Origin of the sequence: Vannielia litorea, from assembly GCF_019801175.1 — a bacterium.
GTDB lineage: Bacteria > Pseudomonadota > Alphaproteobacteria > Rhodobacterales > Rhodobacteraceae > Vannielia > Vannielia litorea_B.
The window spans coordinates 95,737-121,716 of the sequence record NZ_JAHVJR010000001.1 but is presented as its reverse complement, the minus strand read 5'-3'; the positions used below and the strand labels follow the sequence as shown (position 1 = coordinate 121,716).

The window sequence follows — 25,980 nt, the reverse complement described above, 5'->3', positions numbered from 1 at the left end:
AGATAGCTCATGCCGAGCCTCAAGGATCTTAAAAACAGGATCGAGAGTGTCAAAAGCACTCGGAAGATCACAAAGGCCATGCAGATGGTCGCGGCGGCCAAGCTCCGCCGCGCCCAGGAAGCTGCCGAAGCCGGGCGCCCCTATGCCGAGCGGATGAATGCCGTGATGGCCGGGCTGGCCGGGGCCTCTGCCGGGTCTGACTCCGCGCCGCGCCTTCTGGCCGGAACGGGCGACGACAAGGTGCATCTGCTGGTGGTCATGACCGCCGAGCGGGGCCTTTGCGGCGGCTTCAACAGCTCGATCGTCAAGCTCGCGCGCACCCGCGCGAACGAGTTGGTCAAAGCTGGCAAAGAGGTGAAAATCCTCACTGTCGGCAAGAAGGGCCGCGAACAGCTGAAGCGCGACCTGTCGAGCCATTTCGTCGGTCATGTGGACCTGAGCGGGGTGAAGAACCTCGGCTATACTGATGCACAGGGCGTTGCCCGCGACGTGCTCACCCGCTTCGACGCGGGCGAGTTCGACGTGGCCACGATCTTCTACGCCGAGTTCCAGAGCGTCATCAGCCAGATCCCGACGGCCAAGCAGGTCATCCCCGCCGATTTCGAGGCGACGGAAGAAGCTGCTGACGAAGCCGCGACGGTCTATGACTACGAGCCGGAAGAGGAGGCCATTCTGGCCGACCTGCTGCCGCGCGCCGTGGCCACGCAGATCTTCTCGGCGCTGCTCGAGAACGGCGCCTCTGAACAGGGTGCCCGGATGAGCGCCATGGACAACGCCACGCGCAACGCGGGCGAGATGATCGACAAGCTGACGATCCAGTACAACCGCAGCCGTCAGGCCGTGATCACCAACGAGCTGATCGAGATTATTTCGGGCGCCGAGGCGCTCTGACGAGAGGGAAACGATAATGGCAAACGCAAAAGGCAAAGTGACCCAGGTCATCGGCGCCGTCGTGGACGTGCAGTTCGACGACGCCCTGCCCGAGATCCTGAACGCGCTTGAAACCGAAAACAACGGCAAGAAGCTGGTGCTCGAAGTGGCCCAGCACCTTGGCGAGAACACCGTGCGCACGATCGCCATGGACGCGACCGAAGGTCTCGTGCGTGGTCAGGCCGTGACCGACACCGGTGACGCGATCCAGGTTCCGGTGGGCAACGCCACCCTGGGCCGGATCCTCAACGTGATCGGCGAGCCGGTTGACGAAAAAGGCCCGGTGGACGCCAGCGAAACCCGCGCCATCCACCAGCCCGCACCCGAGTTCGACGAGCAGTCGACCGAATCCGAAGTGCTCGTGACCGGCATCAAGGTGATCGACCTGCTGGCCCCCTACGCGAAGGGCGGCAAGATCGGCCTCTTCGGCGGTGCCGGCGTGGGCAAGACCGTGCTCATCATGGAGCTGATCAACAACATCGCGAAGGTGCACTCGGGTTACTCCGTGTTCGCCGGTGTGGGCGAGCGGACCCGTGAGGGCAACGACCTCTACCACGAGATGATCGAATCCAACGTCATCAAGCCCGACAACCTCGAAGACTCCCAGGTGGCTCTGGTTTACGGCCAGATGAACGAGCCTCCGGGGGCCCGTGCCCGCGTGGCGCTGACCGGCCTGACGCTGGCCGAGCAGTTCCGCGACCAGTCGGGGACCGACGTGCTCTTCTTCGTCGACAACATCTTCCGCTTCACGCAGGCGGGTTCCGAGGTGTCGGCGCTTCTGGGCCGTATCCCCTCCGCTGTGGGCTACCAGCCGACGCTCGCGACCGACATGGGCGCGATGCAGGAGCGGATCACCTCGACCAAGCAGGGCTCGATCACCTCGATCCAGGCCGTGTACGTGCCCGCGGACGACCTTACCGACCCCGCGCCCGCCACGACCTTTGCCCACCTCGACGCAACCACCGTGCTGTCGCGCGCCATCTCCGAGCTGGGCATCTACCCGGCCGTGGACCCGCTCGACTCCTCCTCGCGCCTGATGGACCCCTCGGTTCTGGGTGAGGAGCACTACAAGGTGGCCCGCGACGTGCAGGGGATCCTGCAGCGCTACAAGTCGCTTCAGGACATCATCGCCATTCTCGGCATGGACGAACTCAGCGAAGAGGACAAACTGACCGTGGCCCGCGCCCGGAAGATCCAGCGCTTCCTCTCGCAGCCGTTCGACGTGGCCAAGGTGTTCACCGGTTCCGACGGCGTTCAGGTGCCGCTGGAAGACACCATCTCCTCCTTCAAGGCGGTTGTGGCCGGCGAGTACGACCACCTGCCCGAGGGCGCCTTCTACATGGTTGGCGGCATCGAAGAGGTGAAGGCCAAGGCCCAGAAAATGGCTGCCGAAGCCGCCTAAGAGCTAACGCCCCCTGCCCCGCCACGGCGGCGGGGGGCGATTTCAACTGACAGGAGCCTGTAATGGCCGACACCATGCAATTCGATCTGGTTTCGCCCGAGCGTCGGCTCGCGTCCCTCGCGGCCAAGGCCGTGCAGATCCCGGGTGCCGAAGGCGACCTGACGGCGATGCCCGACCATAGCCCGACGATCACCACCCTGCGCCCAGGCCTGCTGACCGTAACCGCAGAGGATGGCGCCGAGAGCAAATATGCCGTGATCGGCGGCTTTGCCGAGATCACCGCCGAGGGCACCACCGTTCTGGCCGAGCACGCCGTGCCCGCCGACGAGATGACCTCGGAGCTGCTCGAAGAGTTCCTCTCCGACGCTGCCGCCGCCCGTGACAACGCGAGCGCCGAAGATCTCGACGCGCTGGCCAAGACCGCCGCAGACATCGCCGCGCTCGGCAATGAGCTGGGCGTCTCGGTTCGCACCAACGCCTGAGCCTGATCTGGCAGAAATTTCAAAGGCCCCGCCGGGAAATCGGCGGGGCCTTTTACGTTTCGGTTCCAATTTCCGCCCAAATCCTCTTTTATCGATGTTCCTAGGAATCCGGATTGTGATCAACTGAATGAAACGCCTGCGCAACCACCTTGTTGGGGTCGACGAAGGATCTGTGGTGCTGTTCTCCGACTTCGAGGACGGCGGCGAGATGTGGACGGGCACAGGCCCGCGTCAGGCCCGCCGGGCCGTGAGCTTTTCGGAGAGCTACCGGGGGGTTCCCACGGTCATGGTGAACCTCGCCATGTGGGACATGGACCAGAAGACCAACCCGCGCGCCGACATCTCCGCCGAGAACATCACCAACGACGGGTTCGAGCTGGTGTTCCGCACATGGGGCGATACCCGCGTGGCCCGCGTGCGGGCGAGCTGGATGGCCATTGGCGAGCTGCGGCACGAGGACGATTGGGAGCTGTCCTGAGGCGGCTTTGCGCCTCGGGGTCGGGCGGAAAGAATTGGCGGGCGGGCATCGCGGCTCTTTGAACGGTGGGCGATGCAGGCGGCCTGACCCAGCCTACACCCTGATCCGAAACAGGCACCGCAGGCACGCCAGCCCTGACCTGTTACCGAAATTTCGCTTGCCGGAAGGCCTGCACGGGGCCAGAAGCCCGCATGACCCGCCTCAACGGCCCTCTGTTCTTCATCCTCGCCACCCTGATGCTGGACGCAATCGGGATCGGAATCGTGTTTCCGATCATGCCGGAACTGATGGCGCGCGTGGGCGCGGGGGACGTGGGCGAAGGCTCGTTCTGGGCCGGGGTGCTGATGGCGGCCTATGCGGGGGCGCAGTTTGTTTGCGGGCCGATCGTTGGCTCGATCTCGGATGCGTGGGGCCGCAAGCCGGTGCTGCTGGCCGCCCTCGCCTGCCTCGTGCTCGACTACATTCTGATGGCGCTGGCGGGCAGCTTCTGGCTGCTGCTGCTCGGGCGCACGCTCGCCGGGGTGGCCGGGGCGACCTATATTACCGCCACCGCATATGTGTCGGACATCACGCCGAAAGAGCAGCGCGCGGCCCGGTTCGGGCTGATCGGCGCGGCCTTTGGCGTGGGCTTCGTGCTCGGCCCGGCACTTGGCGGCCTCGTCGCGGGCTGGCATGTGACCGCGCCCTTCTGGGTGGCCGCCGCGCTCGCCGCCGCCAACCTTGCGCTCGGCCTATTCGTGCTGCCGGAGTCGCTGCGCGAGGAGAACCGCCGGCCCTTTGGCGCGCGGCAGATCAACCCCTTCGCCAGCTTCCGCCGGGCCTTCGCCCTGCCCGGCCTCACCGTGCCGCTCATCGCGCTCGCGCTCTTCGAGTTCGCCAACATGGTCTACCCGGTGCTCTGGGCCTTCTGGGGCAAGGCGGCGCTGGGGTGGAGCACGCTGACCATCGGCCTCTCGCTCTCGGCCTACGGCGTGCTGATGGCACTGGCGCAGGCTGTTGTGATGCCCTTTGCTGTGGTGCGGCTGGGCGAGCGGCGTCTGGTCATCTTCGGGCTGGCGGTCTCGGCCTTTGCGATGGCGGTCTACGGGGTGACGACGGCCACGTGGCTGGTGCTGCTGGTGATGCCGCTGGCCGCGCTGTCAGACCTTGTGCCGCCCACGCTCACAGCCATTGCCGCCAACGGGGCGGGGGAGGATGAGCAGGGCATGGTGCAGGGGGTCATCGCGGCGCTGGCCGCGCTGGCGGCTGTGGCGGCACCGCTGATTTTTACCCCGCTTTTCCGGCTCTTCACCGATGGGAGCGGCCTCTACTGGCCCGGTGCGCCGTTCATGCTGGGCGCGGTGCTGGTGCTGGCAATCCTGCCGCTGGTGATACGTCGGGAGCGCGCGAGCGCCGCCGCACCGCGCTAGTAGGTGAACGCGGCCCCCAAGCCGATGATCGCAGACATGATGGCGATGAACGCGACCCAGTTGAGCGATGTCACCAAGCCTTGATGGGAAGGCGCCGCGGCCTTGCGAGCACAGAGCGGGCAAATGGTCTGCCCGCCCGGGATCGGGCTGGCGCAAACCTCGCAGGCGGCATCGGGCAGCGTGCTCTGGAGCCGGGCTGAAGGACGCGGCGGAGCAGGCACCTCCTTGGGCTGCGGCGGCACGTAGCGCTCCCGCCCGCGCTTGGCCCGGAGCCGCGCGATGCCTTTCACGATCACCATGAAGGCACCGATCAGCGGCAGCAGAAGGGCGATCTGGCCCGGCATGGCATCCCTCTTCCAACAGGATCGGGCTGTGTTGGCCCCTGCCCTGCAATCTGCATCGCGCAGGGGACGCACCCCGCACACAGATTGGGCGGCCCTGCCGGGCGTTCAAGGGCGCGGCAGGGCGGGCGCGAGAATTATTATCTCAGCGCCGCTCAGACATCGGTGCCGTAGAAGCCCTCGTAGATCGGCACCAGCGTGTTGTGATCGAAGAGCGACGACACCGAGGTGCCCGACCAGATGTTGAGGATCGCCTGAGCGAACATCGGCGCGGTGGGCACGATGCGGATGTTGGGGCAGGCCTTGACCGGGTCGGTCGGCTCGATGCTGTCGGTGATCACGAGGCTCTTCATCACCGATTTGGTGATACGCTCCACGGCGGGGCCGGAGAGCACGCCGTGGGAGATGTAGCTGTGCACCTCGGTCGCGCCATTCTCCATCAGGATCTCGGCGGCTTTGCAGAGCGTGCCGGCGGTGTCGCAGATGTCATCTACGATGATGCAGACCTTGTCCTTCACATCGCCAATCACGGTCATCTCGGCCACTTCGCCGGGCTTCTCGCGGCGCTTGTCGACGATGGAGAGCGGCGCACCGATGCGTTGGGCCAACTCGCGGGCACGGGCCACGCCGCCGACATCGGGGCTCACCACCATCACGTCCGAGAGTTTGTCCTTCATGTGGTGCTTGATATCGAGTGCGAAGATCGGGCTGGCGTAGAGGTTATCGACCGGGATATCGAAGAAGCCCTGGATCTGGGCAGCGTGCAGATCCATCGTCAGCACCCGCTCGATGCCCGCCTCGTGGATGAGGTTGGCCACCAGCTTGGCCGAAATCGGCGTGCGGGCCTTGGTGCGCCGGTCCTGCCGGGCGTAGCCGAAGTAGGGGATCACCGCAGTGGTGCGGGCAGCCGAAGAGCGCTTGAGCGCATCGGCCATGATCAGCAGCTCCATCAGGTTGTCGTTCGCCGGGTTCGAGGTGGGCTGGATGATGAACATGTCCTCGCCGCGGACGTTCTCGTAGACCTCGACGAAGATCTCCTGATCGTTGAACCGCTCCACCCGCGCATCCACCAGCCCCACGGTCATGCCGCGATGCATCGACATGCGCCGGCAGATCGACTTGGCCAGCGGCAGGTTGGCATTGCCGGACATCAGTTTGGGTTCGGTCGGATTGGGCATCGCGTATCCCCTCGCGCGTGGCAGAATCGTAACGTTGACACCCCATAGCACCGGCCTACCGTCAGGGCCAGAAAGCCGCGCACAGGGAGGTGCAAATGCCGCATATCGACTACTTTTTCTCCACCATTTCCCCCTTCACCTATCTCGCGGGCACGCGGCTGGAGGAGATCGCAGGCGCGGCGGGGGCGAGCATTGCCTACAAGCCGGTCGATATAATGGCGCTTTTCGCCCGCACCGGCGGCACGCCGCCCGGCGAGCGGCACGAGAACCGCAAGGCCTACCGGATGCAGGAGCTGAAGCGCGCGGCGGCCAAGACCGGCCTGCCGATGAACTTCACGCCCGCCCACTTTCCGACCAACGCGGCACCGTCGAGCTACGCGCTGATCGCGGCGCAGGTCGAGGGCGGCGGCGATGTGGGCGCGCTGGCCCACGCGCTGCTGCGGGCAGTCTGGGCGGAGGAAAAGGACATCGCGCAGGACGATGTGATCAAGGCCTGCCTCGAAGGCGCCGGGTTTGACCCGGGGCTGGCCGACCGCGGCCTGCTGGCCGGGGCGGAGACCTATGGCCGCAACCTTGACGAGGCGGTGGAGAAAGGCGCCTTCGGCGCGCCGTTCTACGTGGTCGACGATGGGGCGCTGTTTTGGGGTCACGACCGGCTCGATGACCTTGAGGCGCATCTGAAGGGGTGAGGGGAGAGTACGTCCCGACCTACCGGGGTGGCACAGGCGCATACCACCCCGTCGTCATGCTGTCTGGCTGGCGGACCGTATGAGTATATTCAGCAAGAAAATAAAGATCGGCGCACCCCGCCCCATTCTCTTGCCTCAAACACTATCTACGCCTCTCTCCCGCGCGACCGTCCTAGGCCGGCTGACCGACGGTCGATCGGCGCGAAGGTGACGGTCACTCCGCCCAGCGCACCCCAGTCAGATCATTCGCCTGCGTCGGCGCGTTCTCCCAGAGGCCCTCGATCTTGGCGTTCGCAACGCCGGTCTTTGGCAATTGGAAGAGGTAGCCGTTCACGAAATCACCGGCGATCTTCTCTTGCGCCGATTTCAGGATCTCCGAGCGCGCCGCCGGGTCGGAGGTGCCTTCGAGCAGGGTCATCATGCTTTTGAAGTCCGGGTCGGCGTATTGGAAGTAGTAGTCATCCCGGGCGTAGATGTTGATATCCATCGGCTCGGTGTGGCTGACGATCGTGAGGTCGAAGTCGCGGCCCTTGAACACCTGTTCGAGCCATTGCGCCCATTCCATGTTGGTGATCTCGGTCTCGATCCCCACGTCGCGGAGCTGGGCGGCGATGATCTCGCCGCCGCGGCGGGCGTAGGCGGGGGGCGGCAGGGCGAGGCGGAGCTTCAGGCCCTCCACCCCGGCCTCAGCCAGCAGCGCCTTTGAGCGCTCCGGGTCGAAGCCCGACATCTGCGTCAGGTCCACGTAGTCGGGGTTATGGGGGGCGAAGTGGGTGCCGATGGGCGTGCCATAGCCGTTCATCGCGCCGTCGATGATATCCTGCCGGTTCACCGCATGGGCAATCGCCTCGCGCACCTGCACGTTGTCGAGCGGCGGCTGGGCGTTGTTCATCGCCAGAATCGTCTCGCCTTCGGTCGAGCCGATAATGACCTTGAACTGCGGGTTGCCCTCGAACTGCGGCAGGGTCTCCTGCGCCGGGAAGTTGGGGAAGGCATCGACATCGCCCGCCATCATCGCCGCAAACGCGGCGTTGGGGTCGGTGATGAACTTGAAGGTCGCAGTCGCCAGCGCCGGGGCCTCACCCCAGTAGCTCTCGTTGCGGGCAAGCGTCACCCGGTCGCCCTGCACCCATTCGGTGAAGGTGAAAGGGCCGGTGCCAATGGGCTTGGTGGCCAGATCGGCGGCGCTCTCGGAGCCGACCATCACCGCATCGCCCCAGGCCATCTTGAACGGAAAGGCACCGTCGGCCTGCCCGAGGGTGACCTTCACCGTGGTCGGGTTCATCGCCTCGACGCTCTCGATCCCGGCAAAGAGCGCCTTTTGCGCGTTGGTCGAGTCTTCGGCGCGGGCGCGGTCGAGCGAAAACACCACATCCTCGGCGTTAAAGTCGGTGCCATCGTGGAAGGTGACCCCCTCCTGCAGGGTGAAGGTATAGGTGCGGCCATCGTCGGAGACCTCCCAGCCGGAGGCCAGCGCGGGCTGCACCGAGCCATCGGCGGCAAAGCGGGTGAGCCCTTCGAAGACGTTGGCATAGACCACCTCATCGATGGCCGCCGCCGCGCCGCCCGTTGGGTCGAGATTGGGCGGCTCGAGCACCATGCCGAGGGTGATGCTGTCTTGCGCCAGCGCGGGCGTGGCAAGGAACGCGGTGGCAAGAAGGGTTGCGCGAAGGGTCATGGGGCTGGGCCTCCCTGAGTGGTTTCTCTCAGGTTAACGGCACCCTGCCCCCCTGCATAGGCGTTTCAGCGGGCGAGCAATTCGGCCAGCACGAGGGCCATGACGGTGGCGCTGTCGACCATGTCCTGAACGCCGACCCATTCGTCGGGCTGGTGGGCGAGGTCCAGTATCCCCGGGCCGTAGGCGATGCAGTTGGAGAGCTTGCCGATCCGGTCGATGTGTTTCTGATCGTAGGTGCCGGGGCTGACCACGTAATCAGGCTGACGGGCGAGCACCTTTTCGATCGCGGCGGCGGTGGTGCGGACGATGGGGGCATCCTCCGGCGCCATCGTGGGCTGCACCTCGAAGAGATCGCGGACCTCGTAGGTGAAACTGGGGCGCGCGGCCTTCACCTTTTCCAGCAGCGCGGTGACCTCGCCCTTCACCTCGGCCGGCTCCTCCTCGATCAGAAAGCGCCGGTCGATCACGATGCGGCAGCTGTCGGGCACGCAGGGGGCGGGCAGGCCGGTGTACTCCGGCGGGTGATCGGGCTCGCCGCCGTGGATTGAGTTGATGTTGAGGGTGCTTTGCTTGGCGCCCTCGGGCACGACCGGCATCTCGGTGCGCTTGGTGGACAGGAGGGGGAAGAGCGTGGCCTCCATCTCCGCCAGCACGGCGCCCATGTGGCGCACGGCAGAGTCGCCCAGAAACGGCATGGAGCCGTGGGCGATGCGCCCGAAGGTCTCGATCTCGGCCCACCAGACACCGCGATGGCCAAGGCAGATGCGGTCCTTGTTCAGCGGCTCGGGGATGATGACATGCTGCACACGGCTTGGCGCGAACCAGCCGCGCTCGGCGAGGTAGGCGACGCCCCCGTAGCCGCCCGATTCCTCATCGGCGGTGGCAGAGATTTCCACCGCGCCAGAGAACTCGGGGCAGACCTCCAGAAAGGCCTCGACGGCGATGATGGAGGCCGCAAGGCCACCCTTCATGTCACACGAGCCGCGGCCATAGAGCTTGCCGTCCTTCACCTCGCCGCCGAAGGGGTCGAAGGTCCAGCCGCGGCCGACCTCGACCACGTCATGGTGGGAGTTGAAGTGGACGCACTCCCCTGCCCGCTCGCCCTCGCGGCGGGCGACCACGTTCCAGCGCGGATACTCGGTGCTGTCGGCAGGCGCGCCCTCGGCGCGGATCATCTCGACCTCGAACCCCTGCTTGCCTAGCCGCTCGGCGATAAAGGCGCAGATCGCCCGGTAGTGCTGGCCCGGCGGGTTCAGCGTGGGGATCTGCACGAGATCGCGGCAGAGCGCCACCAGCTCGCCCTCGCGGGCGCGGATGGCATCGGAGAGGCGGGCGTCGAGATCGGGAGACATGGCGGCAGGTTAGGCAGATCGACCTGCCGCCACAACGCCTGATCGGTCACTCCGCCGGGGCGGTCCGCTCCGGGGTGCGCCCGGCGGTGCTGCGGGCATCGAGTTCCACATCATCGTCCGAATGAAACGCCTCCAGCTCAGGCCGGGTGCCGATGGTGATATGGTCGATATCTTCCTCGGCAAAGCCCCGGATCAGCGAGGGGATCATCATGCAGACCAGCACGAAGATCGGCAGGCCGACCACGGTGATGACCTGTTGCAGCGCCGTCAGCCCGGCCTCGCCGGCAAGGATGATGAGCATGGCAGCCACCAGCCCCTCGGCAGCACCCCAGAACACCCGCTGGCCAACCGGGCCAGGGGTGGGCTTGCCGGTGCAGAGCATGTCGACCACCAGCGAAGCGGAGTCAGACGAGGTGGCGAAGAAGATCGCCACGATCACCACGGCAAAGCCCTGGATGAACTCGGTGAAGGGGAAATGTTCGAAGAAGGCGAACATGGCGAGCGGTACGCTCTCGGCCACCGCGGCGCTGATCTCGCCCGCCGCGTCGCCCATCGAGGCGCGGGCGGCAAGGCCCAGCCCGTCGAACTCCATCGCCTGCCAGCCGAAGATGGCGAACCAGACGAGGGTGAAGAGCGAAGGCGCCAGAAGCACCCCGAAGACGAACTCGCGGATCGTGCGGCCGCGCGAGATGCGCGCGACGAACAGGCCGATGAAGGGCGACCATGTGACCGTCCAGGCCCAGTAGAACACCGTCCAGCTGCCCTGCCAGCCCCAGGGCGGGTTGTCGGGGTTCTCGTTGGCGAGCATGTCGTTCCAGAACATCAGGTGCGGAAGGTTCTCGAAGTAGAGGCCGAAGGTTTCGACCACGCCGCGCAGCAAAAACAGCGTGGAGCCAAAGACGAGGACAAAGATCATCAGCGCGACGGCCATGCCGATGTTGATGTTCGACAGAACCTTCACGCCTTTGTCGAGCCCGACGACGATGGAGCCGATGGCGACCACGGTGAGCACGGCAAGGATCATCACCTGCACGCCCGGGCCGGTGCCCGACCCGGTCAGCGCATTGAGGCCAGCCGCGATCTGGCTGGAGCCGAGGCCGAGCGACACGGCCACGCCGAAGAGCGTGCCGAGGATCGAGGCGATGTCGATCGCCTTGCCGATGGGGCCGTGAATACCCTCGCGCAGCAGCGGGTAGAACACGGAGCTCACCCGCACGGGCAACTCATAGCGGTTGATGAAATAGGCAAAGGCCAGCCCTGGCAGTGCGAAGATCGCCCACGTATGCAGGCCGAGGTGATAGATCGCGATAGAGATCGCGTCCTGCGCCGCCTCCTCGCTGTGCGGTGCCACGCCGGGCAGCGGCGGGTTGGCGAAATGCGAGATCGGCTCGGCCACGCCCCAGAACATCAGCACCGTGCCGATACCGCCGGCAAAGAGCATGGTGAACCAGCTGAGGTTGGTGTACTCGGGCCGCGAGCCCTTTGGCCCGAGCCGGATATGGCCGTGGCGCGAGCAGGCCGCCCAGATCAAAAAGCCGAGCCAGACGTTGACGCCGAGGATGAAGAACCAGCCGAGATTGGTCACGATCCACGCCCGCCCGGCGGCGAAGGCATCTCCGATGGGCTCGGGCGCGATGACCAGCGCAAGCACGAAGAGCAGGGTCAGCCCCGCCGAAATGAAAAAGATGGTCGGATCGGTGCGCAGGCCAAGGCGGCTGGCGAGCTGATGCAAGGAAATCTCCCCCGTTTGTGTTCACGCGTCATGCAACCAACGGGAGAGCGGCGGGGATGTTCCGAATTTCTTGGCCATTCGCCGCCGAAAAGGCCCGGAAATGACCGCATTTGGCACGTGACGATTCTTAACAAATCGCGCTAAAACCCCCACATATGCTCCAGCACCATATGATTTGAGGACGCGAAATGGCTGATTTTGACGCGATGATCGAGAAATCCCAGGCCCAGGTGGCCGAGACCCAGGGCAAGATTCAGGAGCTTTCGAGCCGGATCGAGAGCGCCCGCCAGAAGATGGCCGAGGGGCAGGATATCCAGCTCGACATCGAGAACGCCACGCTGGAAGACGTGCATCAGCACACCGAGCTGATGAACGCCAACATCGCCGAGCTGATCATGGGCCTCGATGATGTGACCGCCGGGTTCTCCGAAGACTTCAGCGAGATGCGCGACAAGACCGGCTGGGAAAGCTTTGTCGGCATCTTCTCGGCGGGCAAATCCGAGAGCCTGCGGCAGGAGCGCATCCGCACCGCCAACATCGACGACAAGCTCCAGGACCTGATCAGCAAGTCCGACATCATCGTGAAACTGCTGGAGAACCAGCTGACCATCCTGAACGGCGAGAAGGTGAAGGTGGAGGCCAACCTCTCCACCACGCTTGACGAGCGTGAGGCCACGGTGGGCGAACTCGAAGCGCTGCGCGCCGAGATCACCGCGATGGACCCGAAGATCATCGAGCTGGAAAACAAGATCTCGGTCGAGCAGGACGCCGCCGCGCGCACCAAGCTCGAGACCGAGCTGGCCGAGCTGAACGCGCAGTACAACGAGAAGGTGCAGCAGGAGCAGGTGAAGCTGGCCAAGAGCCAGACCCTCGAGCGCTACATCGAGAAGGGCAAGACCTGGGTGGACTCGCTGCAAAACCAGGCCGCGACCCAGATGGTGCTGATCAACAAGCTCCAGACAGACACCAAGCAGCGCGTGGTGCTCTACGACGCGCTCACCAAGTCGCTGAAGACCGCCCAGCAGCAGGACGTGGCCCACCGGATCAACGAGATCGGGGTGAAGACCGATCAGGAGGCGCAGGCCGCCATGGCGGGCATCGGCGCGGCGACCAACCAGCGGATGGCCGACATGATGGAAGCCCACGAGGATCACATGGTCTTCGCCCGCAAGGTGCTTGAGCAGAAGGCCAAGGCCGACGAACGCTTCGCCCGCCGCTTCGAGAAGATCGTCGAGAAGCACGACAAGAACATCTACGGGGACGTGTGAGGCTGGATTGCAGAAAATCCCCAAGTTAGCTATATTAGCTAAATTAGGGAAAGGAGCCCCGTGATGCGCGAGTATTCTGCGACCGATCTGGCTAACAAAACTGGCGACGTGCTGGCCGCAGCCGCTCGCGAAGAGGTGGAGATCACTCGCCACGGCAAGCCGCGCTACGTGATCATGAGCCACGAGCGCTTCGAGCGGTTGATTGCGCGAGGCGATACCCGGCAGGCCATCCGCAACGAAGACCTCTCCGAGGAAGCGGCTGCCGAGATCATCGCAGCGCTGGAAGAGTCCCTGAAGGATGAGTGAGGGACCACAGCCGGGAGAGGTCTGGGATTACCCCTACCTCTGGGCACGTCAGGCGGACCACGGCGAGACGGAGGGACGCAAACCGCGCCCCTGCGCGGTTGCGGTTCTGGTCAGGCTCCAAAGCGGGCAGACGGCGATCCTGTTTCTGGCAATCACATCTCAGCGCCCGGCCTCAAACCGACGCGCCGTAGAGGTGCCCGAGACCGAGCGCAGACGAGCCGGGCTTTCCACCGATCAACCGCTGTGGATCATTCTGGATGAGCACAATACAGACCGGTTGGAAGCGTCTTTTTACCTGCACCCGGAGGCCCGTATCGGGGCGTTCAGCCCGAGGTACTTCACCCAGATCAAACAGGCCTTCTTGACGGCAATGAAGCAACGACACTCCCGTAGCGTTCGGCGGGACGACCAATGACCGACACCAAGAAAGCCCTTACCGCCGATCACAAGCAGCTCACCGACGAGTTCGCGGCGCGGCGGTATTTCACCAAGTTCGAGGCGATCACCGGGCATCTGGCCAAGGTGGCGGCGGCGATGGAGGTGGAGGGCAGCCTCAGCAAGACCGAGGTCACCATCCTCGGGCGCTACATCGGCGCGCTGGCCAATGCCTTCGCCGCGCTCGGCAACAAGTACCTGCTCACGGGCCGTGACGGCACGCCTGTGGGCAAGCTGGATTTCGACAGCCACGAAAGCGGCTTTCCGGTGTTTCAGGAAATGCTCACCATGGCCGTCGATGCCCAGCAGGCCGGGCGGCACCTTGATAACATGCCCTCCGAGCCCGAGCTGAAGGATGAGATGATCCGCCAGATCGTCGGTGAGCTGGCGATCCCGACCAAGCTGCAATACGCCATGGCCCAGCGGCTCTACTACGAGGCGCTGGCGGGGGGCGATATCTTCTGGGCGCGCAACGACCCACAGGCGCTCTGGCAGCGCAGCGAGGGCGAGCGGCGGGTGTTCCTGATCCACTGGGCGATCTTCGACAGCCAGACCAACCTGCCGGTGATCTACCTGATGGAATGCGAGGACTCGGGCCGCACCAGCCTGCCCAAGGACGAGCGCCGCTGGCCCGCCGCGCAGGCGCACCTGATGGCGCAGAGCATGTCAGGGCTTAAGCTGCTGACCATTGCGCAGGGCTTCGATGAAGACTTCGACGACCTCCACCCCAAGCGCATCCGGCGCTTCCACGTGGGGCCGATGTATTCCTCTGCCTACACCGTGCAATCCGGCCCGCTCTGCGAGGTGCTGCGCGAGGCCCGCGCTCCCGAAGGGCAGGATTGGGCCTTGGCCTGGACCGAGGAAGAGCTGGTGAGCGAGCGGGTGCGCAGCGAAAAGGCGGGCTGGTTCTCGAGCGTGGAGCGCGAGGTCTTCACCCTCGACCCGTTCTCGGGCCGCGGCGTGGACACCGGCGCCACCCGGCAGGAGCGCGCCATCATCATGCCCGAGCGCCCCTACCAAGTGCTGGCCGAAAAGAACCCGCCGGGCTTTTCCGGCGTGCGCAAGTTCGTCGTCAGCCCGGGCGGCAGGGTGTTTGGCTACAGATAGATTTTGAGCCTCCGGCGGGGATATTTCTCGCAAGAAAATGAGGCGGGTTTCGAGAAGGAATTGAGAGATGAGCCTTTCCAGCGACGAGATGGAGCTTCGCGAAGAAGAGATCCGCAAGCATTACGAGGCGGCAGCGGCGATGCTGGAGGGGGTCGATCACACCCCCCGGATTGCCGCGCCCAAAGCCGAGCCTGCGCCTGAGCGCTCGTCCGGCATCGGCACGCGGCGGCGGTTTCGCTCGACGACCCCGGGGCTGGTGACGCGCAGCACCGCGCGGCCCGAGGGCGTGCGGCTGGTGGAACGGATCGAGGGCGCGGACGAGGGCGACCCGCTGGTCTCCCCAACGCAGGCCACCGTGCTGCACGGGCTGCGCCGCGCAATTGCCGTGGCGCTGGCGGTGGGCGAGGGCTTTGCCGAAGCCACCGGGCTGGTGGAGCTGAAAAAGGAAAACCTCGAAGGCCGCCTGCCCGAGACCCGCAAGGCCGAGTTCTCCGAGCTGCTGGCCGCCGAGGCGCTGGCGGTGATGTATTCCTTCGGCAACGCGACCTCCTTCCTGCTGGCCCCCTCGGCCAGCGAAGCGAGCGTGGAGATCGGCGCGGTGGAAGAGGTGCTGACCGACAACGCCCCCCTCGCCCTCCACGGCTGCCTCTGGGAGCTGGATCAGGAGCTGGCCACCTTCGCCGACGAGGAACCCAAGCTGGTGGCCACCGTCATGGCCTATGCCGAGCAGCTGATGGAAAAGGTCGCCCTGCGCGGCCAGACCGCCCCGCGCGTCGGCGCCTTCACCGGCGCCAAGTATCGCGTCGAGGCCGACGATCTCACCATCGCGGGCTTCACCCCGGCGCGGAAGGCCAAGGGCAGCACGCTGGTGATGCAGTTCAAGAAACCTAACGAGGTGGTGGGCAACCATATCGCCAAGTACCAGTCGATGCGGCTGGCCAAGATGATCATGGCCTATGACTTTGACCGCAAGCTCAACCCCTTCGTCGAGCTGGGCGGCTTCATCTTCACCTTCATGGGCGATGGCGCGCCGGGCACCGGCAAGACAACCCTGATCCAGATGATGGCAGGGCTGGTGAGCGAATATTGCGGCAACGCGGGCTACCCCTTCCGCTACCAGAACTTCGGCATCGACAATATCGACAGCTATCAGGGCAAATCCGGCCAGAACGCGAAGGCCTTCATCAACAATGTGCTCGACCCGGGCGTGATCGGCTTTGGCACGGTGGATGATATCGACCAGATCGCGGGCAAGCGGGGCGACCGGCAGTCGAGCGCGGGCCAGCAGGAGGTGACGGCGGTGCTGATGGAGGCCTTCGCCGGCGCCAACACCGTGGTGCGCGGCAACTGCACCTTCGGGATGTTCTCCAACTACCCCGAAAACGTGGACGACGCCCTGCGGCAGCGGGCCGGGGCGCGGTTCCTGGTGGACGGGCCGCAGACGCGGGATGACTACATCGACATTCTCTACCTGCTGATGGGCAAGAACCACTCGCTGCCCTTGGGTGACCACGAGGCCTATGCGGCGCAGGAGATCAAGAAGGCGGTGGCGGCGAGCTTCGAGGGGCACGGCAAGCCCCATGAGGCGGGGCTGCTGGAGGTCTACGACCGGGTGATCGGGCAGGTCGGCGAGCTGGATACCATCGCCAAGGTCGGCACCTATCTGAAGGCGATCCAGGAGGCGGACGAGCGCTTTACCGGCCGGGCGATCAAGAACATCACCGATGCGGTGAAGGTGCGCGCGATGGACTTCGAGCTGCCCGACGAGTGGATGGAAGAGCCGGAGCTGTTCCTGTTCAAGCCCTATGAGGAGAAGCTGGGGATGGTCGGCGAGCTGCGCCAGCCGATCACCATGGAGATGGTGATCCAAGAGGTGAACCGCTACGCGGATAGTGAGTTCCGCTATGCCGACAAGTCGGACGAGGTGGCCATCGAGGGGATGGTGCGCGACTTCGGGCGTCAGGAAGAGGCGAAGCGGCGGTATTTGGAGGGTAAGGGGTGACTGAGTTCTTTGTAATTGATGTTGAGACTGCCAACCCGGATTACTCATCGATCTGCCAAATAGGCGTCGTGAAGTTCAGTGGGGAAGAAGTTGTAGAGACGTGGTCTACTTTGATAAATCCGCGCACATTCTTCGATAGCTTCAACGTCTCAATTCATGGCATCGATGAGTCCGATGTTAGACACGCCCCTATTCTGCCGACAATTTTTCCGAATCTTTCGCAACGCCTAGATGGAGCACTGCTTCTTCATCACGGGCATTTCGACAGAACTGCTATGCAACGTTGCTATGTGAAGCACGGTTTGACCCCGATCAACAGTCGCTGGCTGGACAACACAAAAGTGGTCCGTCGGGCATGGCCAGAGTTTCAGAAGAGCGGCTACGGCCTAGGAAACCTTACCAAGCATTTTGGGATCACGTTCACGCATCATGATGCATTATCCGATGCCCAAGCTGCCGGCCGCATATTTGCACTCGCGTTGAAAAAAACTCTGACTTCGGCAGAGGAATGGCTCGACAGGGTGAACCTGCCGATCTCCGGCTCGGCTTCAGGCGGAAAAAGTATTTCTAGAGACGGGGCGGATAACGCTCCATTCAGCGGCGATTCAATAGTCTTTACAGGGACTCTAAGCGTGCCCCGAAAAGAGGCCGCTGATTTGGCGCAGTCAATTGGCTTCGATGTAACCCCAAATGTAACGAGAAAGACGACTTACCTTTGCGTGGGTGTTCAAGATCAGGAGCGCTTGGTGGGCTACGCGAAATCGTCAAAGCACCGAAAAGCAGAAGAGTTGGCGCAAAGGGGGCAGGAGATCGCCTTTTTGACCGAGGAGGACTTCAGGATTCTCTTTGAAACCGAAAGGGACAAACAAACCCAATGAAACGCCTCATCTCCCGCGGCCTGATGTTCGGCAACCTCATCGAGGTGGCCTCCCCGGCCCTGATTGACCGCTACAACCGCGCGCTCTTCAAGCTCACCGGCAAGCGCACCGAGCTGCCCGACTTCCACGTCGATATCTCCGGCTTCTCCCCCGAGATCGCCTTCGAGTTCGATGACCTGCTCTATCTCAACCCCAACGGGGTGAACCGGCAGTTCATCCTCCTCACAACCGCCCAGAAGACCGCGCCACTGCTCAACGCCAAGTTCTCCATGAGCCGCGGCATCCTGCGGCAGTTCATCGAGGAGAACGAGAGCCAGCTTTTTGCGCTCACCTCCCGCGATGCGGTGCTGGGCGAGTTGGATAATACCGTTTTCGAGGTCAACACCCCCGCCCGGCTCTTCGATATCAAGAAGATCACCGTGCGGGCCGATACCACCTCGGGCCATATCGAGCAGGCGCAAGACCTCGCGGAAAAGATCGCAACCTTCAAGACCAAGCCCGATGCGTGGTGGGATGACGTGCTGATCGCCGAGATGATCACCCTCGCCAAGCAGACCGGCGATGTCACCCGCAACCCGGTGACCTTCAAGGCGCCCAGTTTCACGCAGGGCAATTTCTGGACGGCGCATTTTGGCGGGCTCTACATCTTCCGCGATGTCGAGCACCCGGCGACCATCTCCTGCGGGCCGAAGGAGAAGCTGGGCAAAGTCCCCTCGCCCTATGTTTTTGACCTGCAGGACCGCGCCGGCATTGCCAAGTTCCTCGAGTTGAACGGGCTGGTCGAGCCGATCGTGAAGGCCAAGGGCACCGATGCAACGGCGATCCTGAAACAGAAAATGGATTTCATCCTCGTCGACGTAGCCGCCACGCTGGGCCGCGATGTGCCCTCGCGCTCGCGGGGCGATTTGCGCAAGCTGGCCCAGACCCTCGGCTCCGCCCTGCCCCCCGAGTTCCACGCGCTCAACGAGCTGGTGCGCTGGTCCGAGCAGGGCGGCAAATGGCCGACGATCACCTCGAGCCACCCCGCCTATTTTTACACCCTGCGCGCCACGAACCATCCCGACCGCGACTTGATCAACCAGCTCCTCGCCGAGCTCTCCACGCTCGACGTGCGGCAGCTCTTCATCTGCCACAAGGAGCTGTTCTACGCGCTCTACCGGGGCTGGCCGGACGGCAAGAAGGAGTTCGTGGCCGATTTTCTCGCCCGTGAATACGCGGTGGACAAGGAGGGGGCCCGGGCGGCACTCTTCGGAACCGGGGAAGAAGCGATGGAAGAGCCAGCCCCCCCGCCCGAGCCGAAAGCGCGCGTCTCCGAAGAGCGCATCCGGATCGTCGGGCCTTGGGGCGCGGTCAGGAGGTAAGGCATGGGGTTGATACGGCTGGTCGTGGTGGGGTTCATCGTGTTGACGGTGATCTACTTCTGCATCTCGATCTACTCCCGCTCCGTCCGCCGCGAAAAGCTGGAGGACGCATGGGCCGCGGATCACCCGGACGGGGGTGACCCCACGGCCCGGAGTGCCTATATCGAGGGCGGGATGGCCCAGTATCACAGCGGGCTTCGCAAGAAGCTGATCCTGCTGGTCTATGTCATCCCGGTGATCGCCGTCGGCGTGATTCTCTACCTGACCAACGCCAACTGAGGGGCGACATGCGGATTTTGTGGCGAGCGATCAAATGGGCCTTCCTGACGATGATCGCGCTGATCTTCCTTTATGTGCTGCCCCAGCATGATGTGGCACGGATCACCGGCACCGAGGTGATCCGGCAGGACTTTTCCGGCTTCAACCGGATGTTCTACGCGCAGGCGGATTCGGGCGCCAACGAGCTGGCCACCCGCGACGTGCGTTTCATCCAGACCGTGCGGCAAAAGGCGTTTCTGCTCGGCTTCATCCCGCGTGACAGCTACGGTGTGATGGTGTTCCGGAATGAAGACTCGGGCTGGATCTGGCCGCCCTACTTCAAGTTCGACAGCTCCGATTTGCAGGCCGATGCAGCCGAATACATCTCGACCCAGGCCGAGCCGCAATGGGTGCTGATCACACACTACGGCTTCCGCAACAGGTTCTTCTCGATCTACCCCAACGCCATCGGCATCAAGCCGATCGACGGGCCGGACCACTACTCGATCCCGTGGTTCAACATCAGCTTCTTCGTGCTGCTGGGCATCGGGCTGCTCTTCGCCCGGGCGATGTGGCGCCAGTTCCGCGAGCGGGCGCTGGACCCGACGCTGGACGCCGCCGAGGACCGGTGGGACCGGGTTGAGGCGGCGGCGAATGAGAAGAAGGCCGGGTGGCGGAAGTGGCTGGGGACGTGGAAGTCGAAGCCGCCGCGGTATTGATGATATCAACAACCATTCTTTACTACCGCAGTCATTCGGCGGCGGATTGTTAGTCTATAGAGAGGTTCGCATGGCCCTAATGTATAAAAAGCCGAAACGCCTTTGGCTCAGATCGAATCCAGATTTCACTGAAAAGTGGGTACAAACCAAGATAGCCGAAGACCCGTCGATACTCGGGCTTGGAGACCTCGTTCTCCGTGACCAAGAACGCATCCAACCACGCGCTGGCAGGCTAGATCTTCTGCTGCAAGACCCAGACACAAAGTGCCGCTACGAGGTTGAGTTGCAGCTCGGTGCCACAGACGAAGCACACATTATTAGAACGATTGAGTACTGGGACATTGAGCGAAAACGCTACCCCCAGTACGATCACTGCGCTGTGCTAGTCGCGGAAGATATTACCAGCAGATTCCTTAACGTCATTTCTCTCTTTAATGGTACAGTCCCACTAGTCGCGCTGCAGATGCAGGCGATTCAAGTTGGAGACAACATCTCTTTAATTTTTTCCACTGTCATGGATGAACTTACCCGGGGTGTCGTCGACGAAGATGAGGATGCCGAAGCAGCGCCAACGGACAGAGCGTTTTGGGAAGCAAAGGCGACTAAGGGTACTGTCAGCCTGGCAGACCAACTTCTTAGGGTTGCACAAGAATTTGAACCCTCGCTGGAGCTTAAGTTCAACAAGTTCTACATAGGTCTTTCAAAGGACGGACAGCCCTTTAACTTCGTTTCCTTCCGCCCAAAGAAGAACCAAATTAATCTCGAAGTAAAGATTCCAGAGACGGAAGAAATGGATGCTAAGATTGAGTCTTCCGGTATTGAAACGCTTGAATACAATAAGCGATGGGGACTGTATCGCCTTCGACTGACGAAGGATGACGTTGCAAAAAAGCCGGACGTGCTTAGGGAGCTGATCGGCGCCGCTTACGAACGCCGCGCTGGATAAGGACTAGCTTCCACCGTAGGAAGGCGCGCAGGTTTCCCCGCGCGCCGCTGTAACTACATCGAAACCGAAGGCTTAAGCCTCGACGGTCTCTTTCTTCGCTTCGATGGTCTTCTGCGACCCACCGGCAATCTCGATGCGGCGGGGCTTCAGGGCCTCGGGGATCTCGCGCACGAGGTCGATGTGCAGCATGCCGTCGGCGTGGGTGGCACCCGTCACCTTCACGTGGTCGGCGAGGGTGAAGCGGCGCTCGAAGGCGCGGGTGGCGATGCCACGGTGCAGGTAGGTCTTGCCCTCGTCGGAGTCGGCTTTCTTTGCCGAGACGATGAGCGCGCCGTCCTTGACCTCGACCGAGAGTTCCTCATCGGCAAAGCCCGCCACGGCGACCGAGATGCGATAGTCGTTCTCGTCGACTTTCTCGATGTTGTAGGGCGGGTAGGTCGGCTGGGCGACATCGGTGGTCAGCACGCGGTCCATCAGGTCGGCAAAGCGGTCGAAGCCGACGGTGGCGCGATACAGGGGGGAAAGGTCGTAGTTACGCATGGGTATCCTCCATTGAGCGATATATTTAGCGTTTTCAGTCACATGCGCCTTCCTCAGAGGACAGGCGCGGGGTCATGCACAGGCCCGTTTGGCGCCGGTGCAAGGCTTATGTGGGGAGGGGTTTTGGGGGTTTCAAGGGGGTTTGCGCCCCCCCGTGAGTGGCTTGCCCGCACGGCTTGTGCCAGGTCTCAGGGCCGCACGAACTTTGCCCCATTGCCCGGCCGCACGAACCGCGCCCCGGTAGAGGACGACGCCCCGACGCGCAGGTGCTTGGCCGCGCCCACCACCTTGGGGAACACGCCGCGCCCGGCCCGCAGATCGGCCTTGAGTTGGCGCACGGCAGGCTCCACCCGCATCCCGAGCGAGAGCACCTTGCCATCTTCCCGCGCGCCCTTGGAGATGATCGAAACGATCTCGGGCCGCCCGCGCGACAGGTCGAAGACCGGCGCGCCGGAGGAGCCGAAGGTCACATCGCAGGAGAAGGCCAGCGCCCCGACGCGCTCGCCCAACACGCCGCAGGAGCGTTGCAGCGACAGCGCCTCTTCCCGGCCCTGACCGTAGGAGGCGACCGCCACGCTCTCACCCGCGCGCACGTTGGCCGAAATCCCGTAGGGCTCGGCATTGGCGGCGGCAATCGGTCGGTCGAGCTGGATAAGCGCGACATCCGCCATGAGTTGGCCGATCACATCGGTGCTCACCGGCGCATAGCCCGCCATCACCACGGCGCGCGCGCCCCGGCGGGAGGCAATGTCGAGCCCGTCGCGGTATCCGGCGCGGAAGGTGATGGCCCGCGGGTCGAGCCGGTTGCCGTTCCGGTCAAAGAGGCAATGCGCGGCGGTGAGCACGAGGTCGGTGGCAATGAGCGCGCCCGAGCAGAACGAGCCGCGGCCAAGGTCAAGCCGGCCCACGGCCTCCCAGCCGAGCCCCTCGGAGCGCAGCGACAGGCGGCGCAGGGCGCTGTCGGCCAGTGCGGGGGTGGCGATGGCCAGCGCGAGCGCGGCAAAGAGGGCGCGGCGGATCATGGCTTCACGAAGCGGGCGCCGATCTCGCGCCGCTCTCCGTTCATCCCGCCGCCCAGAAAGCGCACCGAGCCGCCCGGGTTCAGCGCCCCGCCGCCCCGCGCGATCTCAGCCATCAGAACCTCCAGCACCGGCCCAAGCTCGGTGCCCAGCGCCACCGGACGCCCCTGCATGGTCGCCTTGGCCGAAACCACGGAGGTCACCTGCGGCCCCTTGGCCCCGATGGTGAAGACCGGCGCGCCGGACGAGCCAAAATCGACCGAGCAGGTCAGCATCACCACCCCACCCCGGCGCTCCATCACCTCGCATCCGCTCTCGTAAGAGGGCGCCTCGGCCCGGTCCTGCGCGTAGGAGACAACGCCCACCGCCGCGCCCTCACCGGGCGTCTCGGCTGTGTCGAACGGGGTCACGCGGATGGTTCGGATCGGCCGGTCAAGCTGAAGCAGCGCCACGTCGAGCGCCACTCGGTCCAGCTGATCACGGCCCTTGTACACGTAGTCAGGGTGGGTCACTGCGCGGCGCACGCCGCGATAGGCTTCAGCCCGGCCTTCGCGCCAGCCTGCGCGAAACTCGATCTCGTCAATCTCAACCGGCGCGCCGCTATCCATGTGATACAGGCAATGAGCCGCCGTCAGCACCAGATCGGGCGCAATCAGCGCCCCGGTGCAAAAGCTCTTGCGCCCCATCTCGAGCCGCCCTACGGCCTCCCAGCCGCGCCCCTGATCGCTGGTGGACATGCGGGTCAGCCCGCTCTCCTGCGCCGCAAGCGGCAGCCCGGCAAGGCAGAGCGCCCCGGCGAGGGCAGAAAGAATGGCGTGGCGCATCGGCACTCCCGGACTGGTCGCTCGTCTGATCTCAGAAGGCGGGTCTAGAGGCCGGGTGGGGCGACAATATGGCAAAGCCGCCGCCGCGGCTCCAAACGTTGCACGAAAGCACCGTCAGAAGACATGCCTCTGGCGCGGCGTGCCTCAGCCCAGCGCAGGCGGCTTCGGCCCGCCGGTCGCCCAGTCGAGCAGTTCCACGGTGTGGACGATGGGGGTCTGCGTGCCCGAGCCGATCTGCATCATGCAGCCGATATTGCCTGCGGCGATGATATCGGGCGCCTTTGCTTCCAACGTGCGGACCTTGCGCGCCTTCAGCTGGCCCGAGATCTCCGGCTGCATCAGGTTGTAGGTGCCCGCCGAGCCGCAGCACAGGTGGCTGTCGGCCGGCTCCACCACCTCGAAGCCCGCCGCCTTCAAGAGCGCCTTGGGGTGGTCCTTGATCTTCTGGCCGTGCTGAAGCGAGCAAGCGGCGTGATAGGCCACGCGGATCGGCCCGCTGCCCTCGGGCGCGTGGCCCTCGGCCTGCGTTCCGGCGATCTCCGCCTTGGCAAGATTGCGCGCCTCCACCGGCGCCTCCGGCATCAATTCCGCCAGCACCTCGGAGATATCCTTGGCGATCCCCGCCACCTTCGCCGCCTCCTCGGCCAAGTCGGTCTGGCGGAACATGTGGCCATAGTCCTTCACCGTCGTGCCGCAGCCCGAGGTGTTGATGACGATGGCATCCAGCCCTGCTCCCTCCATCTCCGCCGCCCAGGCGCGGATGTTCCTGGCCGCCGTGCCGTGCGCCTCGCTCTCGCGGCCCATGTGGTGCGTGAGCGCCCCACAGCAGCCCGCGCCCTCGGCCACCACCACCTCGCAGCCCAGCCGGGTGAGCAGCCGGATGGTGGCATCGTTGATATCGGTGTTCAGCGCCTTCTGCGCGCAGCCCGTCATCAGCGCCACCCGCTTGCGGCGCGGCGCAACCGGCGCAAAGCTCTGCGGGTCGTCATTGCGGCTCACCGGCGGAATGCGCTTTGGCGCCATCTCCAGCATCGCCCTCAGCCGCGCCGAAGGGATCAGCCCGCGAAACGGCCGCCCGATCTTGGCCCCCAGCAGCGCCAGCCGAAACCGCCCCGGATAGGGCAGGATGCGCGCAAGGATCCACCGCAGCGCCCGGTCGGAGACAGGCCGCTTGTAGTTCTCTTCGATATAGGCGCGCGCGTGGTCGACCAGATGCATGTAATGAACGCCGGAGGGGCAGGTCGTCATGCAGGCAAGGCAGCTCAGGCAGCGGTCGATGTGCTTGACGGTTTTCTCATCCGGCACCCGCTCGTTCTCGAGCATGTCCTTGATCAGGTAAATCCGCCCGCGCGGGCTGTCGAGTTCGTCGCCCAGCACTTGGTAGGTCGGGCAGGTCGCGGTGCAAAAGCCGCAATGGACGCAGGCGCGCAGGATCTCGTTGGCCCGCGCCGTGCCCGGATCGGCCAGCTGCGCTTCGGTGAATTCGGTCTTCATGCCATCAGGCCCCTGTTCAGAATGCCCCTCGGGTCGAACCTGGCCCGCAGGCCCGCCGTGAGCGCCGCCAGCTCGGGCCGCTCGGGGTGAAACCGCGCAATCCCGCCGCCCTGCCCCCGCACCCGCGTTGCATGGCCGTCGAAGGCGCCCAGCGCCGCCCGCAGATCGGTGCCAGCAGGCACCGCGGCCCACACCAGCGCGCCGCCCCAATCGAGCATCACCTTCGCCCCCTCAGGCAACCGAGCCACGAGGCCCGGCGCATCGGAGGGGCGACAATGCAGCCGCCAGACATCTTCCGCCCCGCCCGCAAAGCGCGCCACATCGCGGAACCACGGCCAATCGTGGCTGTCGCTCACCGCAGTCTCGACCTCGCCATAGCGGCCAAGCGCCTCCTTCAACCGCCCGAGCCGGTAGTCGACCGACCCGGCCATGCCTTCGATCCGCAATTGCGTCGAGGGCCGGTCATTGGCCGCAAGGTCAGTGTGGCAGGCCGCCGTCACCTCCCACGGCGTTCCCAGCGCCGCGCTCATCGCCGCCACGGCGTCTTCGACGGAAAGCCCGTCGATTGAAAGCACACCCGCCACCTCTGGCTTCGGCAGCACCTTCAGCGACACCTCGGTCAGCACCCCCAGCGTGCCATGACTGCCCGCCACCAGCTTCACAAGGTCATAGCCGGTGACATTCTTCATCACCCGCCCGCCATTCTGCACGACGCGCCCCACGCCATCCACGAAGCGCACGCCAAGGCAGAAGTCCCGCGCCGCCCCGACAGACACCCGCCTCGGCCCGCTCGCGTTGCTGGCGACCACGCCGCCAATGGTGCTCTCGCCCTCGGTGCTCAGCAGCCCGCGCATATCGGGCACCTCGAAGGCCAGTCTCTGCCCCTCGGCCTCCAGCGCCGCCTCGATCTCTGCCACCGGCGTGCCCGCCTGCGCCACCAGCGTCAGCGCGCCCGGCTCGTAAAGTGAAATTCCGGCCCCGCCAAAGCGCAGCGCCTCCCCGTCGGCCACAACGCCCCGCGTGCCGCCGCCCCGCACCGAGACAGGCCCCTCCGCGCCCGCAAGCGCCTCCGAAAGTTCCGCCTCGTTCTGCGGCTCCATGATGCTCAACCCGTTCATTTTCTTGCTCTAAATACTCAATTCCAAGCTCGCC

General features: G+C 64.6%; 26 protein-coding genes. 16 read left to right on the top strand and 10 right to left on the bottom strand.

The features are described from left to right. Positions 1 to 9 precede the first annotated feature (9 nt). The 5 genes from KUV38_RS00700 (at position 10) to KUV38_RS00680 (ending at position 4,701) form a co-directional block, all read left to right on the top strand. Positions 10 to 891, top strand: a complete 882-nt coding sequence (locus tag KUV38_RS00700) for a F0F1 ATP synthase subunit gamma (protein WP_222468216.1) — start codon at positions 10 to 12, stop codon at positions 889 to 891. A 16-nt stretch (positions 892 to 907) separates the two neighbouring features. Further along, on the top strand, positions 908 to 2,332 hold the full coding sequence (gene atpD / locus KUV38_RS00695) for a F0F1 ATP synthase subunit beta (protein ID WP_222468215.1): 1,425 nt from the start codon (positions 908 to 910) through the stop codon (positions 2,330 to 2,332). 62 nt (positions 2,333 to 2,394) lie between these two features. Continuing rightward, the gene (locus KUV38_RS00690) at positions 2,395 to 2,814 is read left to right on the top strand and encodes a F0F1 ATP synthase subunit epsilon (protein WP_222468214.1); all 420 of its coding nucleotides are present in this window, start codon (positions 2,395 to 2,397) and stop codon (positions 2,812 to 2,814) included. A gap of 127 nt (positions 2,815 to 2,941) precedes the next feature. Next, complete coding sequence (locus KUV38_RS00685) at positions 2,942 to 3,292, top strand: H-type lectin domain-containing protein (protein ID WP_222468213.1); 351 nt, start codon at positions 2,942 to 2,944, stop codon at positions 3,290 to 3,292. Positions 3,293 to 3,483: 191 nt separating this feature from the next. Next, entirely contained in the window at positions 3,484 to 4,701 is a 1,218-nt protein-coding gene (locus tag KUV38_RS00680; RefSeq protein WP_222468212.1) for an MFS transporter, read from the top strand. Here the strand turns inward: KUV38_RS00680 and KUV38_RS00675 are convergent. Both KUV38_RS00675 and KUV38_RS00670 read right to left on the bottom strand, forming a co-directional pair. Beyond that, the gene (locus KUV38_RS00675; RefSeq protein ID WP_222468211.1) at positions 4,698 to 5,045 is read right to left on the bottom strand and encodes a hypothetical protein; all 348 of its coding nucleotides are present in this window, start codon (positions 5,043 to 5,045) and stop codon (positions 4,698 to 4,700) included. The genes KUV38_RS00680 and KUV38_RS00675 overlap by 4 nt on opposite strands. 152 nt (positions 5,046 to 5,197) lie before the next feature. Then, positions 5,198 to 6,220 (bottom strand): ribose-phosphate pyrophosphokinase, encoded by a 1,023-nt coding sequence (locus KUV38_RS00670; protein ID WP_222468210.1) that lies wholly within the window; start codon positions 6,218 to 6,220, stop codon positions 5,198 to 5,200. Between the two features lie 95 nt (positions 6,221 to 6,315). On the opposite strand from KUV38_RS00670, the gene KUV38_RS00665 reads away from it, so the two are divergent. Continuing rightward, positions 6,316 to 6,909, top strand: a complete 594-nt coding sequence (locus KUV38_RS00665; protein ID WP_222468209.1) for a 2-hydroxychromene-2-carboxylate isomerase — start codon at positions 6,316 to 6,318, stop codon at positions 6,907 to 6,909. Between the two features lie 214 nt (positions 6,910 to 7,123). Here KUV38_RS00665 and KUV38_RS00660 read toward each other — a convergent pair whose 3' ends face one another. The 3 genes from KUV38_RS00660 to KUV38_RS00650 all read right to left on the bottom strand — a co-directional run bounded on the left by KUV38_RS00660 (position 7,124) and on the right by KUV38_RS00650 (position 11,671). Continuing rightward, a complete protein-coding gene (locus KUV38_RS00660; protein ID WP_222468208.1) occupies positions 7,124 to 8,587 on the bottom strand; it encodes an ABC transporter substrate-binding protein in 1,464 nt (487 codons plus the stop codon). 65 nt (positions 8,588 to 8,652) lie between these two features. Then, the gene (locus tag KUV38_RS00655) at positions 8,653 to 9,939 is read right to left on the bottom strand and encodes an acetylornithine deacetylase/succinyl-diaminopimelate desuccinylase family protein (RefSeq protein ID WP_222468207.1); all 1,287 of its coding nucleotides are present in this window, start codon (positions 9,937 to 9,939) and stop codon (positions 8,653 to 8,655) included. Positions 9,940 to 9,985: 46 nt separating this feature from the next. Next, positions 9,986 to 11,671, bottom strand: a complete 1,686-nt coding sequence (locus KUV38_RS00650) for a BCCT family transporter (protein WP_222468206.1) — start codon at positions 11,669 to 11,671, stop codon at positions 9,986 to 9,988. A gap of 188 nt (positions 11,672 to 11,859) precedes the next feature. Here KUV38_RS00650 and KUV38_RS00645 point away from each other — a divergent pair, with 188 nt between their 5' ends. The 10 genes from KUV38_RS00645 (at position 11,860) to KUV38_RS00600 (ending at position 20,951) form a co-directional block, all read left to right on the top strand. After that, on the top strand, positions 11,860 to 12,939 hold the full coding sequence (locus KUV38_RS00645) for a hypothetical protein (RefSeq protein ID WP_222468205.1): 1,080 nt from the start codon (positions 11,860 to 11,862) through the stop codon (positions 12,937 to 12,939). Between the two features lie 63 nt (positions 12,940 to 13,002). Next, on the top strand, positions 13,003 to 13,245 hold the full coding sequence (locus tag KUV38_RS00640; protein WP_222468204.1) for a type II toxin-antitoxin system Phd/YefM family antitoxin: 243 nt from the start codon (positions 13,003 to 13,005) through the stop codon (positions 13,243 to 13,245). Further along, positions 13,238 to 13,660 carry a hypothetical protein gene (locus KUV38_RS00635; protein ID WP_222468203.1) on the top strand — a complete coding sequence of 141 codons (423 nt, stop codon included), beginning with the start codon at positions 13,238 to 13,240 and terminating at the stop codon, positions 13,658 to 13,660. Before KUV38_RS00640 ends, KUV38_RS00635 begins: the two co-directional genes overlap by 8 nt. Continuing rightward, the gene (locus KUV38_RS00630; RefSeq protein ID WP_222468202.1) at positions 13,657 to 14,787 is read left to right on the top strand and encodes a hypothetical protein; all 1,131 of its coding nucleotides are present in this window, start codon (positions 13,657 to 13,659) and stop codon (positions 14,785 to 14,787) included. The genes KUV38_RS00635 and KUV38_RS00630 overlap by 4 nt, the downstream gene beginning before the upstream one ends. A 67-nt stretch (positions 14,788 to 14,854) precedes the next feature. Beyond that, positions 14,855 to 16,789 (top strand): ATP-binding protein, encoded by a 1,935-nt coding sequence (locus KUV38_RS00625; protein ID WP_222468201.1) that lies wholly within the window; start codon positions 14,855 to 14,857, stop codon positions 16,787 to 16,789. Then, positions 16,786 to 17,667 (top strand): exonuclease domain-containing protein, encoded by an 882-nt coding sequence (locus tag KUV38_RS21065; RefSeq protein WP_222468200.1) that lies wholly within the window; start codon positions 16,786 to 16,788, stop codon positions 17,665 to 17,667. The genes KUV38_RS00625 and KUV38_RS21065 overlap by 4 nt, the downstream gene beginning before the upstream one ends. Next, positions 17,664 to 19,028, top strand: coding sequence for a DUF6638 family protein (locus tag KUV38_RS00615; RefSeq protein WP_222468199.1), 1,365 nt, complete (start codon positions 17,664 to 17,666; stop codon positions 19,026 to 19,028). Before KUV38_RS21065 ends, KUV38_RS00615 begins: the two co-directional genes overlap by 4 nt. Before the next feature lie 3 nt (positions 19,029 to 19,031). Then, entirely contained in the window at positions 19,032 to 19,307 is a 276-nt protein-coding gene (locus KUV38_RS00610) for a hypothetical protein (RefSeq protein ID WP_222468198.1), read from the top strand. 8 nt (positions 19,308 to 19,315) lie between these two features. Next, on the top strand, positions 19,316 to 20,005 hold the full coding sequence (locus tag KUV38_RS00605; protein ID WP_222468197.1) for a DUF1523 family protein: 690 nt from the start codon (positions 19,316 to 19,318) through the stop codon (positions 20,003 to 20,005). Between the two features lie 70 nt (positions 20,006 to 20,075). Further along, positions 20,076 to 20,951, top strand: coding sequence for a DUF5655 domain-containing protein (locus KUV38_RS00600; protein ID WP_222468196.1), 876 nt, complete (start codon positions 20,076 to 20,078; stop codon positions 20,949 to 20,951). 72 nt (positions 20,952 to 21,023) lie between these two features. Here KUV38_RS00600 and KUV38_RS00595 read toward each other — a convergent pair whose 3' ends face one another. The 5 genes from KUV38_RS00595 to KUV38_RS00575 form a co-directional block, all read right to left on the bottom strand. Beyond that, positions 21,024 to 21,491: an Hsp20 family protein gene (locus KUV38_RS00595; RefSeq protein WP_222468195.1), complete on the bottom strand. Its 468-nt coding sequence runs from the start codon at positions 21,489 to 21,491 to the stop codon at positions 21,024 to 21,026. A gap of 188 nt (positions 21,492 to 21,679) precedes the next feature. Continuing rightward, the gene (locus KUV38_RS00590; protein ID WP_222468194.1) at positions 21,680 to 22,513 is read right to left on the bottom strand and encodes a trypsin-like serine peptidase; all 834 of its coding nucleotides are present in this window, start codon (positions 22,511 to 22,513) and stop codon (positions 21,680 to 21,682) included. Further along, positions 22,510 to 23,334, bottom strand: a complete 825-nt coding sequence (locus tag KUV38_RS00585; RefSeq protein WP_222468193.1) for a trypsin-like serine peptidase — start codon at positions 23,332 to 23,334, stop codon at positions 22,510 to 22,512. Before KUV38_RS00585 ends, KUV38_RS00590 begins: the two co-directional genes overlap by 4 nt. 144 nt (positions 23,335 to 23,478) lie before the next feature. Then, positions 23,479 to 24,828: a glycolate oxidase subunit GlcF gene (gene glcF / locus KUV38_RS00580; protein WP_222468192.1), complete on the bottom strand. Its 1,350-nt coding sequence runs from the start codon at positions 24,826 to 24,828 to the stop codon at positions 23,479 to 23,481. Further along, positions 24,825 to 25,928, bottom strand: a complete 1,104-nt coding sequence (locus tag KUV38_RS00575; RefSeq protein WP_222470902.1) for an FAD-binding protein — start codon at positions 25,926 to 25,928, stop codon at positions 24,825 to 24,827. The genes glcF and KUV38_RS00575 overlap by 4 nt, the downstream gene beginning before the upstream one ends. Positions 25,929 to 25,980 lie beyond the last annotated feature (52 nt).

What these genes read in the sequence shown, in the direction of transcription:
- KUV38_RS00665 (WP_222468209.1), top strand. Translation starts at nt 6,316, where the DNA reads ATGCCGCATATCGACTACTTTTTCTCCACCATTTCCCCCTTCACCTAT.
- KUV38_RS00655 (WP_222468207.1), bottom strand. Translation starts at nt 9,939, where the DNA reads ATGTCTCCCGATCTCGACGCCCGCCTCTCCGATGCCATCCGCGCCCGC.
- atpD (WP_222468215.1), top strand. Translation starts at nt 908, where the DNA reads ATGGCAAACGCAAAAGGCAAAGTGACCCAGGTCATCGGCGCCGTCGTG.
- KUV38_RS00585 (WP_222468193.1), bottom strand. Translation starts at nt 23,334, where the DNA reads ATGCGCCACGCCATTCTTTCTGCCCTCGCCGGGGCGCTCTGCCTTGCC.
- KUV38_RS00690 (WP_222468214.1), top strand. Translation starts at nt 2,395, where the DNA reads ATGGCCGACACCATGCAATTCGATCTGGTTTCGCCCGAGCGTCGGCTC.
- KUV38_RS00685 (WP_222468213.1), top strand. Translation starts at nt 2,942, where the DNA reads ATGAAACGCCTGCGCAACCACCTTGTTGGGGTCGACGAAGGATCTGTG.
- KUV38_RS00575 (WP_222470902.1), bottom strand. Translation starts at nt 25,928, where the DNA reads ATGGAGCCGCAGAACGAGGCGGAACTTTCGGAGGCGCTTGCGGGCGCG.
- KUV38_RS00635 (WP_222468203.1), top strand. Translation starts at nt 13,238, where the DNA reads ATGAGTGAGGGACCACAGCCGGGAGAGGTCTGGGATTACCCCTACCTC.
- KUV38_RS00625 (WP_222468201.1), top strand. Translation starts at nt 14,855, where the DNA reads ATGAGCCTTTCCAGCGACGAGATGGAGCTTCGCGAAGAAGAGATCCGC.
- KUV38_RS00670 (WP_222468210.1), bottom strand. Translation starts at nt 6,220, where the DNA reads ATGCCCAATCCGACCGAACCCAAACTGATGTCCGGCAATGCCAACCTG.
- KUV38_RS00600 (WP_222468196.1), top strand. Translation starts at nt 20,076, where the DNA reads ATGGCCCTAATGTATAAAAAGCCGAAACGCCTTTGGCTCAGATCGAAT.
- KUV38_RS00680 (WP_222468212.1), top strand. Translation starts at nt 3,484, where the DNA reads ATGACCCGCCTCAACGGCCCTCTGTTCTTCATCCTCGCCACCCTGATG.
- KUV38_RS00660 (WP_222468208.1), bottom strand. Translation starts at nt 8,587, where the DNA reads ATGACCCTTCGCGCAACCCTTCTTGCCACCGCGTTCCTTGCCACGCCC.
- KUV38_RS00700 (WP_222468216.1), top strand. Translation starts at nt 10, where the DNA reads ATGCCGAGCCTCAAGGATCTTAAAAACAGGATCGAGAGTGTCAAAAGC.
- KUV38_RS00645 (WP_222468205.1), top strand. Translation starts at nt 11,860, where the DNA reads ATGGCTGATTTTGACGCGATGATCGAGAAATCCCAGGCCCAGGTGGCC.
- KUV38_RS00640 (WP_222468204.1), top strand. Translation starts at nt 13,003, where the DNA reads ATGCGCGAGTATTCTGCGACCGATCTGGCTAACAAAACTGGCGACGTG.
- glcF (WP_222468192.1), bottom strand. Translation starts at nt 24,828, where the DNA reads ATGAAGACCGAATTCACCGAAGCGCAGCTGGCCGATCCGGGCACGGCG.
- KUV38_RS00590 (WP_222468194.1), bottom strand. Translation starts at nt 22,513, where the DNA reads ATGATCCGCCGCGCCCTCTTTGCCGCGCTCGCGCTGGCCATCGCCACC.
- KUV38_RS00630 (WP_222468202.1), top strand. Translation starts at nt 13,657, where the DNA reads ATGACCGACACCAAGAAAGCCCTTACCGCCGATCACAAGCAGCTCACC.
- KUV38_RS00610 (WP_222468198.1), top strand. Translation starts at nt 19,032, where the DNA reads ATGGGGTTGATACGGCTGGTCGTGGTGGGGTTCATCGTGTTGACGGTG.
- KUV38_RS00595 (WP_222468195.1), bottom strand. Translation starts at nt 21,491, where the DNA reads ATGCGTAACTACGACCTTTCCCCCCTGTATCGCGCCACCGTCGGCTTC.
- KUV38_RS00615 (WP_222468199.1), top strand. Translation starts at nt 17,664, where the DNA reads ATGAAACGCCTCATCTCCCGCGGCCTGATGTTCGGCAACCTCATCGAG.
- KUV38_RS00675 (WP_222468211.1), bottom strand. Translation starts at nt 5,045, where the DNA reads ATGCCGGGCCAGATCGCCCTTCTGCTGCCGCTGATCGGTGCCTTCATG.
- KUV38_RS00605 (WP_222468197.1), top strand. Translation starts at nt 19,316, where the DNA reads ATGCGGATTTTGTGGCGAGCGATCAAATGGGCCTTCCTGACGATGATC.